The sequence below is a fragment of the Agromyces sp. Leaf222 genome, assembly GCF_001421565.1.
Classification (GTDB): Bacteria; Actinomycetota; Actinomycetes; order Actinomycetales; family Microbacteriaceae; genus Agromyces.
On record NZ_LMKQ01000004.1, the window covers coordinates 1 to 13,937 of the forward strand.

Annotated in this window: 13 protein-coding genes and 1 pseudogene; 12 read left to right on the plus strand and 2 right to left on the minus strand. The window is 71.2% G+C overall.

Annotated features, from left to right (window positions below):
* The 4 genes and pseudogenes from ASE68_RS20810 to ASE68_RS18635 all read left to right on the plus strand — a co-directional run.
* A pseudogene (locus tag ASE68_RS20810) lies at positions 1-124 on the plus strand (L-ribulose-5-phosphate 4-epimerase); the annotation flags it as partial.
* Positions 121-1,752, plus strand: a complete 1,632-nt coding sequence (locus ASE68_RS18625) for a xylulokinase (protein WP_055863083.1) — start codon at positions 121-123, stop codon at positions 1,750-1,752. The pseudogene ASE68_RS20810 and the gene ASE68_RS18625, both read left to right, overlap by 4 nt.
* A 28-nt stretch (positions 1,753-1,780) precedes the next feature.
* Complete coding sequence (gene araA / locus ASE68_RS18630; RefSeq protein ID WP_055863085.1) at positions 1,781-3,304, plus strand: L-arabinose isomerase; 1,524 nt, start codon at positions 1,781-1,783, stop codon at positions 3,302-3,304.
* Positions 3,305-4,228 (plus strand): aldose 1-epimerase family protein, encoded by a 924-nt coding sequence (locus tag ASE68_RS18635; RefSeq protein ID WP_055863088.1) that lies wholly within the window; start codon positions 3,305-3,307, stop codon positions 4,226-4,228. It begins immediately after the preceding gene.
* 114 nt (positions 4,229-4,342) lie between these two features.
* On the opposite strand, the gene ASE68_RS18640 is transcribed toward ASE68_RS18635, so the two are convergent.
* Positions 4,343-4,648 carry a hypothetical protein gene (locus ASE68_RS18640; protein WP_235481251.1) on the minus strand — a complete coding sequence of 102 codons (306 nt, stop codon included), beginning with the start codon at positions 4,646-4,648 and terminating at the stop codon, positions 4,343-4,345.
* Between the two features lie 22 nt (positions 4,649-4,670).
* On the opposite strand from ASE68_RS18640, the gene ASE68_RS18645 reads away from it, so the two are divergent.
* Genes ASE68_RS18645 through ASE68_RS18655 form a run of 3 tightly spaced genes read left to right on the plus strand, consistent with a single transcriptional unit; the run spans position 4,671 to position 6,503 of the window.
* Positions 4,671-5,216, plus strand: a complete 546-nt coding sequence (locus ASE68_RS18645) for a MarR family winged helix-turn-helix transcriptional regulator (protein ID WP_055863090.1) — start codon at positions 4,671-4,673, stop codon at positions 5,214-5,216.
* Positions 5,213-5,662, plus strand: a complete 450-nt coding sequence (locus ASE68_RS18650; protein ID WP_055863092.1) for a YdeI/OmpD-associated family protein — start codon at positions 5,213-5,215, stop codon at positions 5,660-5,662. Before ASE68_RS18645 ends, ASE68_RS18650 begins: the two co-directional genes overlap by 4 nt.
* Before the next feature lie 34 nt (positions 5,663-5,696).
* Positions 5,697-6,503 (plus strand): siderophore-interacting protein, encoded by an 807-nt coding sequence (locus ASE68_RS18655; RefSeq protein ID WP_055863095.1) that lies wholly within the window; start codon positions 5,697-5,699, stop codon positions 6,501-6,503.
* Between the two features lie 42 nt (positions 6,504-6,545).
* Here the strand turns inward: ASE68_RS18655 and poxB are convergent, their stop codons facing one another.
* On the minus strand, positions 6,546-8,279 hold the full coding sequence (gene poxB / locus ASE68_RS18660) for a ubiquinone-dependent pyruvate dehydrogenase (protein ID WP_055863096.1): 1,734 nt from the start codon (positions 8,277-8,279) through the stop codon (positions 6,546-6,548).
* Between the two features lie 162 nt (positions 8,280-8,441).
* Here poxB and ASE68_RS18665 point away from each other — a divergent pair, with 162 nt between their 5' ends.
* From ASE68_RS18665 to ASE68_RS18685, 5 genes are all read left to right on the plus strand, one after another.
* Complete coding sequence (locus tag ASE68_RS18665; protein WP_055863098.1) at positions 8,442-9,530, plus strand: substrate-binding domain-containing protein; 1,089 nt, start codon at positions 8,442-8,444, stop codon at positions 9,528-9,530.
* A gap of 137 nt (positions 9,531-9,667) precedes the next feature.
* Complete coding sequence (locus tag ASE68_RS18670; RefSeq protein ID WP_055863100.1) at positions 9,668-10,972, plus strand: ABC transporter substrate-binding protein; 1,305 nt, start codon at positions 9,668-9,670, stop codon at positions 10,970-10,972.
* 58 nt (positions 10,973-11,030) lie between these two features.
* On the plus strand, positions 11,031-11,960 hold the full coding sequence (locus tag ASE68_RS18675) for a carbohydrate ABC transporter permease (protein WP_055863392.1): 930 nt from the start codon (positions 11,031-11,033) through the stop codon (positions 11,958-11,960).
* Entirely contained in the window at positions 11,957-12,916 is a 960-nt protein-coding gene (locus ASE68_RS18680; protein ID WP_235481254.1) for a carbohydrate ABC transporter permease, read from the plus strand. The genes ASE68_RS18675 and ASE68_RS18680 overlap by 4 nt, the downstream gene beginning before the upstream one ends.
* A complete protein-coding gene (locus tag ASE68_RS18685) occupies positions 12,913-13,920 on the plus strand; it encodes a hydroxyacid dehydrogenase (RefSeq protein WP_235481257.1) in 1,008 nt (335 codons plus the stop codon). Before ASE68_RS18680 ends, ASE68_RS18685 begins: the two co-directional genes overlap by 4 nt.
* Positions 13,921-13,937: the final 17 nt, after the last annotated feature.

Genomic DNA, 13,937 nt, shown 5'->3' on the forward strand with positions numbered 1-13,937 from the left:
TCTGGCTCGTGAGGCCGGCCCGTTGGTGGCGATCCCGCAGGACTCGATCGACCGGTTGTACGACCGGTACCAGAACGTCTACGGACAGAGCACCGACGCTCGACGGAAGGAACCCAGCGCATGACCGACCCCTCGACCACTCAGACGACGGATGCCGCGCGCACCGCGATCCTCGACGGGCGCACGTCGCTCGGCATCGAGCTCGGCTCGACCCGCATCAAGGCCTGCCTCGTCGACGCGGCGGACCCCACGCACGTGCTCGCCGTCGGCAGCCACGAGTGGGAGAACGAGTTCGTCGACCGCGTCTGGACCTACTCGCTCGACGACGTCTGGTCGGGCCTGCAGGCGGCCTACTCCGACCTCGTCGCCGACGTGCGGCGCCGCTACGACGCCACGCCCGAGACGTTCGGCGCGATCGGCGTCTCGGCGATGATGCACGGCTACCTCGCGTTCGACGAGCGGGGCGACCTGCTCGTGCCGTTCCGCACGTGGCGCAACACCTCCACCGGTGCGGCCTCGGCCGAGCTCAGCGACCGCTTCGGGGTGAACATCCCGCTGCGGTGGTCGATCGCCCACCTGCACCAGGCGGTGCTCGACGCCGAGGCGCACGTTCCCGACATCCGCTTCGTGACGACCCTCGCCGGGTACGTGCACTGGCGCCTGACCGACCGCAAGGTGCTCGGCGTCGGCGACGCGTCTGGCATGTTCCCGATCGACGCGGCCACCCACGACTACGACGCCGCACTCGTCGCCTCGTACGACGCACTCGTGGGCGATCGCCTGCCGAAGCCCCTCGTCGAGCTGCTGCCGCAGTCGCTCGAGGCGGGCGTTCCGGCCGGTGTGCTCACCGCGGCCGGCGCGGCCCTGCTCGACCCGACCGGCGGCCTGAAGCCCGGCGCCCTGCTCTGCCCGCCCGAGGGCGACGCCGGCACGGGCATGGTCGCGACGAACTCGGTCGCGCCGCGCACCGGCAACGTCAGCGCCGGCACGAGCATCTTCGCGATGGTCGTGCTCGAGCGCCCCCTCGAGCACGCGCACCACGAGCTCGACCTCGTCACCACGCCCGCGGGCGATCCGGTCGCGATGGTGCACTGCAACAACGGCGCGAGCGAGCTCGCCGCCTGGGCCGGGGTGTTCGGGCAGTTCGCCGCGGCATCCGGAACCCCCATCGGCTCGGACGCCGTCTTCGAGGCGCTGTTCACGGCCGCGCTCGAGGGCGAGGCCGACGCCGGCGGGCTGCTCGCGTACAACCACCTGGCGGGCGAGCCCATCGCGGGCCTCACCGAGGGGCGCCCGCTCGTCGTGCGCACGCCCGACAGCCGCCTCAACCTGCCGAACTTCATGCGCGCCCAGCTCTACGGCGTGTTCGGCACGCTCGCCCTCGGCATGCGCGTGCTGGCGGGTGAGGGCGTCGAGCTCGACCGCATGTTCGCCCACGGCGGCATGTTCCGCACGGCCGGGGTCGCGCAGCGCTTCCTCGCCGGAGCGCTCGACGCGCCCGTCGCGGTCGGCGAGACCGCGTCCGAGGGCGGGGCGTGGGGCATCGCCGTGCTCGCGTCCTACCTCTCGGCCGCCGCTGCACACGACGGGCACGCGATCGATCTCGGCACGTACCTCGACGACCACGTCTTCGCCGACGCCGGCTTCGACACCGTCGAGCCCGACCGGGCGGATGTCGCCGGCTTCGCCGCCTACCTCGACCGCTACCGGGCCGGCCTCGCCGCCGAGGCCGCCGCCGTCGAAGCCCTCTGACCTCACCACCGACCACGCAAGGAAGATCATGACCCGCACCCCGCTCACCACCTCGCTCGACCAGTACGAGGTCTGGTTCCTCACCGGCAGCCAGCACCTCTACGGCCCCGAGACCCTCGCACAGGTCGCCCAGCAGTCGGAGCAGATCGCCGCGACGCTCGACGCGGCATCCGACGTGCCCGTGAAGATCGTCTGGCTGCCCGTGCTCACCGACTCGGCCGCGATCAAGAAGGTCATGCTCGAGGCCAACGCCGCCCCGAACGTGATCGGGCTCGTCGCGTGGATGCACACGTTCAGCCCCGCGAAGATGTGGATCGCGGGCCTCGACGCCCTGCAGAAGCCGCTCGCGCACCTGCACACGCAAGCCAACGTCGAGCTGCCGTGGGCCGACATCGACTTCGACTTCATGAACCTGAACCAGGCCGCGCACGGCGACCGCGAGTTCGGCTACATCCAGACCCGCCTCGGCGTGCCCCGCAAGACGATCGTCGGCCACGCGAGCGACCCCGTCGTGCAGCAGCAGCTCGGCACCTGGCAGCGCGCCGCCGCCGGCCTGGCCGCGAGCCGCGACCTCAAGCTCGCCCGCTTCGGCGACAACATGCGCTACGTCGCCGTCACCGAGGGCGACAAGACCGAAGCCGAGCTTCGTCTCGGCGTGCAGGTCAACACGTGGGGCGTCAACGAGCTCGCCGAGGCGGTCGCCGCGGCATCCGAGGCCGAGATCGACGAGCTCGTCGCGGTGTACGAGAACGAATACGACGTCGTGCCCGAGCTGCGCAAGGGCGGCGAGCGCCACCAGTCGCTGCGCGACGGCGCCGCGATCGAGCTCGGCCTGCGCTCGTTCCTCGAGGAGGGCGGCTTCGGCGCCTTCACCACCTCGTTCGAGGACCTCGGCGAGCTGAAGCAGCTGCCCGGCCTCGCCGTGCAGCGGCTCATGGCCGAGGGCTACGGCTTCGGCGCCGAGGGCGACTGGAAGACCGCCGTGCTGGTGCGCATCGCGCACGTCATGGGTGCAGGCCTGCCCGGCGGCGCGAGCCTCATGGAGGACTACACCTACGACATGACGCCCGGCGACGAGCTGATCCTCGGCGCGCACATGCTCGAGGTCTCGCCGTCGCTCACCTCGGCCAAGCCCACGCTCGAGGTGCACCCGCTCGGCATCGGCGGCAAGGACGACCCCGTGCGCCTCGTCTTCACCGCCGACGCCGGCCCCGCCGTGGTCGTCGCGATGAGCGACATGCGCGACCGGTTCCGCCTCACCGCGAACGTCGTCGAGAACGTGGCGCCGCGCGAGTCGCTGCCGAACCTGCCCGTCGGCCGTGCCGTCTGGAAGCCGGCCCCCGACTTCCGCACGAGCGCCGCCGCGTGGCTCACCGCCGGTGCCGCGCACCACACGGTGATGTCGACCGCGGTCGGCGTCGACGTGTTCCGCGACTTCGCCGAGATGGCCGAGATCGAGCTGCTCGTGATCGACGACGAGACCACGCTGCCCGGCTTCAAGCACGAGGTGCGCTGGAACCAGGCCTACTACCGTCTGGCGCAGGGCCTGTAAGTGGGCAACGCGCTCTCCGGGTACCAGCACGAGATCGGTGCGCACGGCTACGTCGCCGTCATCGCGAGCGTCGGGGCCTCCCTGCGTTCGCTGACCTACGAGGGTCGCGACCTCGTCGTGCCCTTCGAGGCCGAGGAGGTGCGCCCGGCCTACCGCGGCGTCACGCTCGTGCCGTGGCCGAACCGGGTCGTCGACGGCCGCTACCGTTTCGGCGGGGTCGACGAGCAGCTGCCGCTCACCGAGCCCGAGCGCGGGCACGCCCTGCACGGACTCGCCGCCTGGCTCGACTTCGAGCCCGTGCACCGCGAGAGCGCCCGCGTGGTGCTCGCCGCCACGATCGAGGCGCAGGCGGGCTATCCGCACCGGCTCGCGATCGAGGTCGAGTTCCGCGTCGACGCCGGCGGCCTGCACACCACGGTCACCGCGAAGAACGTGGGGCGGGATGCCGCGCCCTACGGCACCGGACCGCACCCGTACCTCGTGGCGGGCGAGGGCTCGGTCGACGACTGGACCCTCACGCTGCCCGCGGCCGAGGTGCTCGAGGTCACGCCCGACCGCCTCATCCCGACGGCGACCGCGGCGGTCGACGCACCGCGCGAAGGCGACACGTTCGACTTCCGGATGCCGCGGCGCATCGGGGCGACCGAGATCGACCATGCCTTCACGGGGCTGGCCTACGACGCCGAGGGCCCCGACGGTGCCGTGCAGGCGACGCTCACCGATGCCGACGGACGCGGCGTCGGCATGGCGTGGCGCCGGGAGTGCCCGTGGGTGCAGATCCACACGGCCGACGGCAGCGGACGCACCGGCCTCGCGGTCGAGCCGATGACCTGCCCGCCCGACGCGTTCAACTCCGGCGTCGACCTCATCGTGCTGGAGCCGGGCGACTCGTCGTCGGCGCGCTGGACGATCTTCGCGATCTGACGCGCCTGAAGCGCCGACGCACCCGACGCGTCACCGTTCGGCCCGGCTGGGGCTCGGTCGGTCACTGCCCTTCGACGAGGGCGGTGGTCGACCAGGCTCCAGCCGGGCCGTTCGCTACTCGACCGGCTCGACCGGCTCGACCGGCGACGTCGCGGCGGGCGGGCAGTGCACCTGCGTGCGCTCGCCCGAGCGGTCGATGTCGTGGTCGGCCATCGGCCCGCCGCAGAGCGGGCAGCGGGGGTCGGCCGGCGGCACGTACGGCGCCTCGGGGCGGCCGATGCCGACCTGCGCCGGGCCCGTGAACCGGAAGATCATGCGGTTGAAGGCGTTGTAGAAGCCGCGCTTGCCGATGAACGGGTTCAGCGGGTTGAGTCCGGGCTCGGGAGTCCACGCCGCGCCGTCGATCTTCTTTCGTGCCATAACGATTAGTATACTAAGTATTATGGATGCTCCCGCCGCCGCCCGCGTCGAGCAGGCCAGCGGGGTCGCCGAGGCCGACCCGCTCGCCCTCGACCGCCAGCTCTGCTTCGCCCTCGCCGTCGCCTCGCGGCTCGTGATCGGCACCTACAAGCCGATCCTCGAGCCCATGGGGCTGACGCATCCGCAGTACCTCGTGATGCTCGCGCTCTGGGAACAGGAGCCCCTCGCGCTCTCCGAGATCGCCGCCCTCGTGCGGCTCGAGCCCGCGACGCTGTCACCGCTCGTCAAGCGCCTCGAGGCCGCCGGGCTCGTGACCCGCGAGCGCTCGACCCGCGACGAGCGCCAGCTCGCGCTTCGGCTCACGCCAGAGGGGCGACGCCTGCGCGACCAGGCCGAACGCGTGCCGGAGCAGGTCGTCGCCTCGCTCGGCGTCGAGGTCGACGACCTCCTGCGCCTGCACGCCGAGCTCTCGACGCTGATCCAACGCATCAGCCCGAGCCCCGGTTCCGGCCACGACGCCGAACGGAAGAACCCCGGCCTCGACGCAGGATCGAAGGGAGCACGATGACGGAGTTCAGGGCGGTCGTCGAACCGCACGAGAAGATGCGGGGGCTCGAGGTTCCCGAGGCGGCGGTCGAGGAGCTCGGCGGTGGCCGGCGTCCACGCGTCGCGGTCACGGTCAACGGCCACACCTGGGAGACCCGCGTCGCCATCATGCTCGGGCGCAACCTCATCGGGCTGAGCAACGCCAACCGCGCGGCGGCCGGACTCGAGGTCGGCGCCGAGGTCGCGGTGCGGCTCGAGCTCCTGCCCGAACTCGTCGACGTCGAGCTGCCCGACGATCTCGCGGACGCCCTCGATGCCGACCCCGAGGTGCGCGCCCGGTTCGACGCCCAGACGGTCAGTCAACGGCGCCAGCACGTGCGGGTCATCGACCAGGCCAAGACCGCGCCGACGCGGCAGCGCCGCATCGCCAAGCTCGTCGACGAGCTGGGCGGTGGCACCAGGGCGTGAGCCCGGACCCGGTTCGCCGTGATGTGATGGACGCATGCCGACCATTCGCCTCGCCGTGACGGGCGCCACCTGGATCACGCCGAGCCTCCGCCGACTGCACCTGCGCAGCGACGACCTCTCGGCCTTCGCCGACAGCGGGTTCACCGACCGCTACCTCAAGCTCGTGTTCCTCAAGCCGGGCGTCGCCTACCCCGAGCAGATCGACGTGCGCGCGCTGCGCGGCACGATGCCCGCCGAAGACCTGCCGGTCGTGCGCACCTACACGGCGCTGCACCCGGATGTCGCGGCCGGCACCCTCGACATCGACTTCGTGGTGCACGGCGACGAGGGGGTCGCCGGGCCGTGGGCCGCGAACGCCCGCGCGGGCGACCTCCTGCTCGCGAACGGCCCAGGCGGCGCCTACCGGCCGGATCCCGAGGCCGACTGGCACCTGCTCGCCGGTGATGAGTCGGCGGTGCCGGCGATCGCGGCCGCGCTCGAGGCGCTGCCCGCCGACGCCGTGGCGAGGGCCGTCGTGCTCGTGGAGTCGGCCGAGCACGAACCGCAGCTCGCCCTGCCCGGCGGCGGCACCGTCGAGTTCGTGCACCGCGACGGCGGCTCCGGTGAGGGGCTGCTCGCCGCCGCCGTGCGCGCCGTCGGCTGGCTCGAGGGCCGCGTGCACGCGTTCGTGCACGGCGAGGCCGAAGAGGTCATGCGCGGCATCCGGCCGTATCTGCGGAACGAGCGCGGGCTGGCCCGCGACCAGCTCTCGGTCTCGGGGTACTGGCGCCGGGGCCGCACCGAGGACTCCTTCCGGCAGTGGAAGGCCGACTTCGCGCGGGCCGAGGGCGACGCGGGCTGACGCGAGCCCGGGCGCGCGCCGCCGGGTGGCCCGCCACGCGACTCAGCGGAAGATGCGCCGCCACACGTTCGTGTCGGCGAGGTCGAGCAGCTCGTCGCCGCGGCCCGACATGACCGTGCGCAGCGCGTAGAGCGCGAAGCCCTTCGTCTGCGCGGCGGTGATCGACGGCGGGATCGAGAGCTCCTGGCGCGCGACGACGACGTCGATGAGGGCCGCACCGGGTTCGGCGAACGCCTTCGTCAGCGCCGCCTCGAGGTCGGGGCCCTGCTCCACGCGGATGCCGGTGATGCCGACCGACTCGGCCACCGCGGCGAACGACGGGTTCACCAGCTCGGTGCCGAAGTTCACGATGCCGGCGGCCTTCATCTCGACCTCGACGAAGTTCAGCGACGAGTTGTTGAAGACGACGATCTTGATCGGCAGGTCGTTCTGCCGAATCGAGAGCAGGTCGCCCATGAGCATCGAGAGGCCACCGTCGCCCGCCAGCGCGATGACCTGGCGTCCGGGGGCCGCCGCCTGCGCGCCGAGCGCGTGCGGCATCGCGTTGGCCATCGACCCGTGCGTGAACGAGCCGATCAGGCGACGGTCGCGCGTCATCCGCAGGTACCTCGCCGTCCAGACGACGGGCGAACCGACATCCGCCGTGAAGATCGCATCAGGATCGGCGAGCCGGTCGATGACCTTCGCCAGGTATTCGGGGTGGATGGGCTGCTTGCCGTCGTCGTTCGCGAGGCCGTCGAGCTCGCGGCGCGTCTTCTCGTAGTGCTTCACGCTCGACTCGAGGTGCTTGCCACTGCGGTCCTCGGCGATGAGGGGCAGCAGCGCCGAGGCCGTCTCGCGCACGTCGCCGACGAGTCCGAGGTCGACCGGCGTTCGACGCCCGAGCTGCTCGCCGCGCAGGTCGACCTGCACGATCTTCGCCTTCGACGGGTAGAACTGCCGGTACGGGAAGTCGCTGCCGAGGATGAGCAGCGCATCGCATTTCTCCATGGCCCGATAGCCCGAGGCGAAGCCGAGCAGTCCGGTCATGCCGACGTCGTAGGGGTTGTCGTACTCGATGTGCTCCTTGCCGCGGAACGCGTGCACGATCGGCGCCTGCAGCCGCTCGGCGAGCGCGAGCACCTCGTCGTGCGCGCCCGCGACGCCCGCACCGGCGAGGATCGTGACGGATGCCGCGGCGTTCAGGATGCCGGCGGCCTCGGCCAGCTCGTCGGGGGCGGGCAGCACGCGCGGGCGGGCGGCCCGGATCGGGGCGCTCGGCCGTCGCGCCGGCGCATCGCGGAAGAACACGTCGCCCGGCACGACCACGACGGCGACGCCCTGCTTCTCGACGGCGGTGCGCATGGCGGTCTCGAGCACCCACGGCAGCTGCGACGGATCGCCGACGAGCTCGCAGTACACGCTGCACTCGCGGAACAGCTCCTGCGGGTGCGTCTCCTGGAAGTACCCGCTGCCGATCTCCGACGACGGGATGTGCGAGGCGATCGCGAGCACTGGCAGGCGACTGCGCTGGGCGTCGAAGAGCCCGTTGATGAAGTGCAGGTTGCCTGGACCGCAGCTGCCGGCGACGACCGCGAGCTCGCCGGTGACGGCAGCGTCGGCGGCCGCGGCGAACGCGGCGGTCTCCTCGTGCCTCGCATGCAGCCAGCGGATGCCGCCGTCACGGCGCAGTGCGTCGGTGAAGGCGTTGAGCGAATCGCCCGGCAGGCCCCAGACCCGGCTCACCCCCGCCCGCTTCAGCGTCTCCACGAACAGTTCGGCGATGGTCTGCGACATGCGTCATCCCCCCGGATGGTGTGCGGGCGCCTTCCGACGCGGTGTCTCCACCGTACGTCGCGAAGGGGCCGTCCCGCCGGGCGAGGCGAATTCTCCGCGGACTGCGTATCGTGAGTCATGTTCGATCTTGAGAACGCACAAACTCACACATCTGGAGGCCCGATGGTCGCCGTCGCACGTCATGACGCCATCCTGCGGGAGCTCGAGCTGCGAGGCTCGCTCGCCATCACGCAACTCTCCAAACGGCTGGACGTCTCCGCGATGACCCTGCGCCGCGATCTCGCGGAGCTCGAGTCCCGCGGCCTCCTCGTGCGCGTGCACGGCGGCGCGGTCTCGACGGCGGTCGCGAAGCAGCAGGAGCGGGGCTCCGGTTCGGGCGGCGCGATGGCGCGGCGCCCGGTCGCGACGATCGGCATGATCGCGCCGACCGCGAACTACTACTTCCCGCAGGTCATCCGCGGGGCGAGCGACGCCGCGCGCGAGCTCAACTGCCGGCTCGTGCTCGGCACCACGAACTACTCCGAACGCGAGGAGCTGCGCCAGGCCGAGCGCCTCATCGCGAACGGCGTCGACGGGCTGATGATCACGCCGCACAACGGGCTCGTCGAGGGCTCCCCGCTGCACGAGCTGCTGATCGAGGCACCCGTGCCGGTCGTGATCGTCGAGCGGGGGGTCGACGAGCGCATCGCCGGCCGCATCGAGTCCGTGCGGAGCGACCACGCCTACGGGGCCGAGCTCGCGGTGCGGCACCTCGTCGAGCACGGGCATCGCCGCATCGCGTTGGCGGCGCGCGAGGCGGCGACCACGCCCTGGCTGCTCGACGGGTACGAACGCACCATGGCGCGACTCGGGCTGGCCGAGCACGTGCGCTTCCGCTCGCTGCCGACGCCGGCCGTCGGCGCGGATTCGGCGATCGACGCGCTCGAGCGGTTCTACGACGAGTGCGTGCAGCACGAGGTGACGGCGGCGCTGATGCTGGGCGACGTGGACTCCATGGCCTTCGCCGACCTCGTGGTCGAGCGCGGCCTGCGCATTCCGGAGGACTTCGCGCTCGTCGCCTACGACGACGAGTTCTCGGCCTTCGCCGCGGTGCCGCTGACCGCGGTCGCCCCGCCGAAGCACGACCTCGGGTACGCGGCCCTGCGCCTCTGCTTCGACCGCATCCGCCAGCACGAGCGCACCGGCCACGCCGTCACGCGGATGTCGCTCCTGCCGACGCTCGTCGAACGGGAGTCCACGCGCTCCGCGTGACCTCCACCGCCCGCGTCATCCCGAACCCAGGCGCCGAAATGTTCTGAAATGTTCGTTTTGTGCTTCATTGCTTGCGGCGATGCCCCGAGTCGACTTCAGTGGCCCGTGCACGCTTCACATTCAAAGGAGAATCCGTCATGAACCTGCGTCGCACTTCCCTCACCGCCGCGGCGATGCTGGCCGCAGGCGTCCTCTTCGCGGGGTGCTCGTCCGCCGCCTCGGCGCCGTCCGGCGACACCGGCAGCGGAGCGACCCCCACGGGCGAGATCACGTTCTGGTCCTCCCTCAGCGGCATGGCCGACGTCGCCGCCGCCTTCAACGCGAGCCAGGACGACATCACCGTGAACTTCGAGGAGATCGCGAACGGCGCGAACGGCGGCTACACGAAGCTCGCCGCCGCGATCGAGTCGGGCACCGGCCCCGACGTCGTCGGCATCGAGTACTACCGGCTCCCCGGCTTCGTCGGATCCGGTCAGGTCGCACCGCTCGACGACCTCGTGCCGAGCGACACGCTCGACGAGTACAGCGACCAGGTGCGAGGCCTCGTCGACTTCGAGGGATCGACCTACGGCATGCCCTACGACGCCCCGCCGCTCGTCATGTGGTACCGCCAGGACGTGCTCGACGCCGCGGGCGTCGAGGTGCCCAAGACCTGGGACGAGTTCGAGGAGGCCGCCCGTGCGGTGCACACCGCGAACCCCGAGGCCTACCTCACGAGCTTCTTCACGAACGAGCCCCAGCTCGCCCCGCTCTCGTGGCAGGCGGGCTCGACCTGGTTCGGCGTCGACGACGACCATTGGAAGGTCTCGATCGACGACGACGCCTCGACGAAGGTGGCCGACTACTGGCAGAAGCTCATCGACGAGGACCTCGTGAAGCCGCAGCTCGGCTTCAGCGACGAGTGGACCGCCGATCTCAACAGCGGCGTCGTCAACGGCTGGGTCGGCGGCTCGTGGAGCGCATCGGGCCTGATGACCCGCACCGAGGCGAGCGGTCAGGCCGGCAAGTGGATCGCCGCAGTGCCGCCGTCGTGGGACGGCGAGCCGAGCGGCGCGCTGAGCGGCGGCACGAGTTTCGCGGTCACCGAGAACTCGAAGAACTCCGCCGCGGCGGCGGCCTTCCTCACCTGGCTCACGACCGACCCGGCCGCCGTCGAGGCGCGCGGCGCGGTCGGCACGGCCTACCTCGCCTACCCGGGCCTGAACGAGACCGCCGAGAAGGTCGCCCCGGTCGACTACTACGGCAACGACATCTACGCCGTCTTCGACGAGGCATCCGCGTCGGTCGTCGGTGGATGGTCGTGGGGCCCGAACTACGACATCACCAACACGGCGCTCACCGACGCGGTGACCACGGCACCCACGCTCGGCGATGCGATCGAGCAGACGCAGGACGAGACCGTGGACGGGCTCGAGCAGCTCGGACTCGAGATCTCCGAATAGGACCGGAGCGGTGCCGGCGGCGAACCCCGCCGGCACCGCCGCACCGAAGGGCAACACCATGAGCGTCAGACTCGCTGACCGGGCACCGCGCACCACGCGGCATCCGATCGCCGGCACCGGCGGCCGCACCGCCGCCATCTTCCTCACGCCGTTCTTCGTGCTCTTCCTGGTCGCGATGATCGCGCCGGTCGTCTACGCCATCGGCATGAGCCTCTTCGCCGAACGGCGGAGCGGCCTCGGGTTCGGCGGCACCGAGACCGAGTTCGTCGGCTTCGGCAACTACGTCGACGTGCTCTCGAGCGAGACCTTCGTGGCCGGGTTCGGGCGGCTGGCGCTCTACTGCCTGCTCTACATCCCGGTGCTGCTCGGCACCGCCCTGCTGTTCGCCCTGCTGCTCGACGCCGCGGTCGCCAAGGCCAAGCGGGCCTTCCAGCTGCTGCTGTTCCTGCCGCACGCCGTGCCCGGCGTCATCGCCGCCCTCATCTGGGCCTACCTCTACACGCCGGGCGTCAGCCCGTTCGTCTCCGCGCTCGAGTCGGGCGGCATCCAGATCGACTTCCTGTCGGTGCACATGGTGCTCCCGTCGATGGTGAACATCGCCGTCTGGGAGTGGGCGGGCTACAACATGATCATCCTCTTCACCGCCCTGCAGGCCGTGCCGCGCGAGGTGCTCGAGGCCGCGAGGGTCGACGGCGCGGGGGAGATCCGCACCGCGCTCTGGATCAAGACGCCACTGATCGCGCCCTCGCTCGGCATCGCCCTGCTGTTCACGGTGATCGGCTCGCTGCAGCTCTTCACCGAGCCGACGATCCTCTCGTCGGTGACGACCGCGGTCACGAGCACGTGGGTGCCGAACATGTGGGCCTACGACGCGGCGTTCAACCGCAACAACCTCCCGCAGGCGGCGGCCGCGTCGATCATCCTCGCCCTCGTGGCCGGGGTGCTCTCGTGGGTCGTCACCCGCTTCGCCTCGAAGGGACGTGCATGATGATCGCGACCACCGCCGCGCCGTCGCGGCCCGCGCCCGACCTCCCCGAGGGCCCATCCCGCGTGCCCGGACTCCCTCCGCGCGAGCCCGCCGACCACCGTCGCAGCCGCAACCGCCGCTCGGCCGGTCGCCCCGGGGCGAGCCTCGCCGTGAACGGCATCCTGCTCCTCGGCGTCGCCTACATGGTGCTGCCGTTGCTCTGGCTCCTCTTCGCGGTCACGAAGGACGCGAAGGGGCTCTACGGCTCGAGCGCGTTCTCGCCGGGCGGGGCGTTCGTCGAGAACCTGCAGCAGCTGATGACCCAGGACGACGGCATCTTCTGGCGCTGGCTCGGCAACAGCGTGCTCTACGCCGGCATCGGCGCACTCGTCTGCGGCTTCGTGGCCCTCATGGCGGGCTACGCGTTCGACAAGTTCAGCTTCCGCGGCAAGAACGGGCTGTACGGGTTCGTGCTCGTCGGCGTGCTCATCCCGAACACCGCGACGGTCATCCCGCTCTACCTGCTCGCCGCATCCGTCGGCGCGACGAACACGATCTGGGCCGTGCTCATCCCGGCGTTCTGCAACCCGTTCAGCGTCTACCTGGCGCGCGTGTTCAGTGCCGGATACCTGCCAGACGAGACCCTCGAGGCGGCCCGCGTCGACGGGGCCGGGCCGATCCGCAGCTTCTTCAGCATCGGCCTGCCGATGCTCGTGCCGGGCTTCGTCACGATCGTCCTCTTCCAGTTCGTGGCGATCTGGAACAACTTCATGCTGCCGCTCATCATGCTGCAGGACCGCGACCTCTTCCCGTCGAGCGTGGGCATCGCGCTCTGGCAGAGCCAGGTGCAGCAGAACCCCGAGTTCTCGACCCTCGTGATCGCGGGCTCCTTCGTGTCGATCCTGCCGCTGGTGCTCGCCTTCGTCGGCCTGCAGCGCTTCTGGCGATCCGGTCTGTCCGCCGGGAGCGTCAAGTGAGCGCCGATCGGCTGCGTGTCACGTTCGCGATGGCCCACGACGTGCGCGAACGCATCTTCCCGGCCGAGCAGGTCGCCCGGTTCGAGCAGGTCGCCGACGTCGCCGGCATCCTGACCGAGTTCGAATCGGATGCCGCGAAGCGGGCGCTGCTCGAGACCGACGTGCTCGTCACGGGCTGGGGTGCGCCGTTCATCGACGCGGGCGTGCTCGACCTCGCGCCGGCGCTCCGAGCGGTCCTGCACTCGGCCGGCACGGTGAAGCCGTACGTGTCCGAGGACGTGCTCGAACGCGGCATCCGCGTGAGCACGGCGGCGACCGCGAACGCCGCCCCGGTGGCCGAGTACACCGTCGCGATGATCGTGCTGGCCAACAAGAAGGTGCTGCCCATCGCGGCGCGGTACCGGATGCTGCGCGAGGAGTTCGACGTCGAGCAGGCGTTCCCCGGGCTGGGCAACTTCGGCAAGCGCGTCGGCATCGTCGGGGCGTCGAAGATCGGACGCCGGGTCATCGAGCTGCTGCGCGGCTACGACCTCGACGTCGTCGTCTACGACCCGTTCCTGTCGGCATCCGAAGCCCTGAGCCTCGGCGTGGAGTCGGTCGCGCTCGACGACCTGCTCGCCACCTCCGACGTCGTGTCGATCCACGCCCCGTCGCTGCCGTCGACGCACGATCTCGTCGACGCGCGCGGCATCGGGCTGATGCGGCACGGCGCGACCCTCGTGAACACGGCCCGCGGCGAGATCATCGACCAGGCGGCGCTGACCGCCCGGGTCACCGCGGGGGAGCTGTTCGCGATCCTCGACGTCACCTCGCCGTGGGTGCTCGAGCACGAGCATCCGCTCTACGGCCACGACCACGCCCTGCTCACGCCGCATATCGCCGGCTCCCTCGGCGGCGAGCTCGGCCGCCTGGCCGACGTCGTGCTCGACGAGCTGCGACGGTTCGCAGATGGGCTTCCGCTCGCCCACGAGGTCGATGCCGAACTGCTCGCCATCACGGCCTGACACGTCATCTCCACCCT

Excerpts from the sequence above, each read along its gene's own strand:
- ASE68_RS18625 (WP_055863083.1), top strand. The coding sequence starts at position 121 with ATGACCGACCCCTCGACCACTCAGACGACGGATGCCGCGCGCACCGCG.
- araA (WP_055863085.1), top strand. The coding sequence starts at position 1,781 with ATGACCCGCACCCCGCTCACCACCTCGCTCGACCAGTACGAGGTCTGG.
- ASE68_RS18640 (WP_235481251.1), bottom strand. The coding sequence starts at position 4,648 with ATGGCACGAAAGAAGATCGACGGCGCGGCGTGGACTCCCGAGCCCGGA.
- ASE68_RS18645 (WP_055863090.1), top strand. The coding sequence starts at position 4,671 with ATGGATGCTCCCGCCGCCGCCCGCGTCGAGCAGGCCAGCGGGGTCGCC.
- ASE68_RS18650 (WP_055863092.1), top strand. The coding sequence starts at position 5,213 with ATGACGGAGTTCAGGGCGGTCGTCGAACCGCACGAGAAGATGCGGGGG.
- ASE68_RS18655 (WP_055863095.1), top strand. The coding sequence starts at position 5,697 with ATGCCGACCATTCGCCTCGCCGTGACGGGCGCCACCTGGATCACGCCG.
- poxB (WP_055863096.1), bottom strand. The coding sequence starts at position 8,279 with ATGTCGCAGACCATCGCCGAACTGTTCGTGGAGACGCTGAAGCGGGCG.
- ASE68_RS18665 (WP_055863098.1), top strand. The coding sequence starts at position 8,442 with ATGGTCGCCGTCGCACGTCATGACGCCATCCTGCGGGAGCTCGAGCTG.
- ASE68_RS18670 (WP_055863100.1), top strand. The coding sequence starts at position 9,668 with ATGAACCTGCGTCGCACTTCCCTCACCGCCGCGGCGATGCTGGCCGCA.
- ASE68_RS18675 (WP_055863392.1), top strand. The coding sequence starts at position 11,031 with ATGAGCGTCAGACTCGCTGACCGGGCACCGCGCACCACGCGGCATCCG.
- ASE68_RS18680 (WP_235481254.1), top strand. The coding sequence starts at position 11,957 with ATGATGATCGCGACCACCGCCGCGCCGTCGCGGCCCGCGCCCGACCTC.